The sequence below is a fragment of the Prevotella ihumii genome (genome assembly GCF_900155655.1).
GTDB lineage: Bacteria > Bacteroidota > Bacteroidia > Bacteroidales > Bacteroidaceae > Prevotella > Prevotella ihumii.
On sequence record NZ_LT706994.1, the window covers coordinates 1 to 1,817 of the forward strand.

The 1,817-nt window shown below is 48.9% G+C and carries 1 pseudogene; it reads right to left on the reverse strand.

What is annotated here, in order from left to right:
- Positions 1–1,817: pseudogene (locus CZ367_RS13790) on the reverse strand (RHS repeat protein); the annotation flags it as partial.

The following is a 1,817-nucleotide window of genomic DNA, read 5'->3' on the forward strand; positions in this document are numbered from 1 at the left end:
CCATTACCAAGCTTCGTATAGACCGTATGACCCTCCTTATCGTAACCTATCCTATCAACAATAACGCTCTGACGTCCCTGTTTATTGCTCGTCATACGCTCAACCTGTCCAGCAGCATTGTAGTGATAAGTCACCACTTCACCGTCAGGATAAGTCATCGTCTGCACACGGTTCCAACTATCATACGTAGCACCATAGACATAAGTCCTGATATCTGCCACGCTCGCCATGACTGTACGGATAGTCTTCGTCACCTCACCCTGTCCGCCATAGTAATAGGCTTCACCGCCACTCGCATCCTCTACGAGGGCAAGACGACCGGCACGGTTATACTTATCGCCAGCCTTACCATAGGTATAAGTAACACGGTTGAAGAGATTTTCTGGATAAAGTACCTCATGGAGTCGCTCGAAGTCGTAGGTGTAAGAGATGTAACCCTTGTCAGATATCGACTTTCTAAGCTCTGCCGTGAGCTTCGTCAGGAGGTTGCCTGCCGCATCATAGGTCATATCCGTCTCACCAGCATCAGGATGATTCACCATCAGTTTCCGACCAAGCAAGTCGTATGCATACTTCGTCTCCCTACCGTTAGGATGCTGAACCGTCAGCACCTGTCCGACAGGGTCATAGTTGTACTTCACCGTGATATCCTCACCACGAGCATGCTGCACTGTCTCACGGTTGCGTCCCTTGGCATCGGTATAGCTCTCCGCATGTCGTCCCAGTGCATCCGTGACTGTTGTCTGGAGCATCGGCTCACCGTCATGACTGCCGATAGAGTAAGCCGTACGTGTCACACTGCCGTCAGCAAGCGTCACACTCGTGGTACGGTCGTGTGTATCATACTCCGTCTTTGCCTGCAAATCACCTGTAGCATGATTGTAAGTGGCGATGTTACCATGACTCTCCGTCATTGGGTAATAAGCCGCAACATTACGTCCGAAGGCATCGATGACAGCCCTTCCACTGACGATAGAGACTTTCTGATTGCTGCCACCAGACCACACCACACCCGTCTGTTTCGTCTGGACGGCACGCATCAGCGAGTCGGCAAAGGTATAGGTATCTATGTTGCCTTCCTTAGAATAATGGATGGTATGTGCCTTGCGTTCTGCGGGGAAGTATTCAAAGCGGATAGTAAACGGCTGACCGCTCTCTATCTCATACGGAGCACGGACAGTCTGCTGTCTGCCCAGTGCATCGTAGGTGTATTCCATCTTCTGCCCGTTAAGGTCGGTCGTTACAGATGGAGCATTCCAAAGACCATCATAAGCCGTACTGGAGCTATAGCCGTATGCATCCTTGACATTTGTCACAAGACTATGATAGCGGTCGTCATACGTATAAGCATAGAACATACGCTGATGATTATAGTTCTCAGGCTTCGTCATGCGTGTGATGTTACCATAGCCATCGTAAGTCATGTTATAGACAGAAGGCTTGTCACCGTTATGAAGCATGATCTCCGTTATCTCACCGTTGCCATCCACCTTCGTTGAGCGTTCACGGTAAGTCTTACCGCCACTGCTGACAGTGATATGGCTCGGAACACTGACAATATACTTGTCGGCTATCTCATGATAGTTGATGTTTGCCTCTAAACTATAATCAGTTGTTGTCTCCTTATATCCCTGTAGGTTACCATAGTCATCGTAAATATTATTGACCGCAACCGCCAGACTGTCCCCACTATTTACATCAAAGTTACTCTGAACAAGCGTCTTTAGAGCAGGGAAGACAACAGCATCTGTCGTATTATTACCAACGGCGAGTGTCTTCAGGTCGTAGTCATAGACAGCACCCTGCAGTTTCTTTCC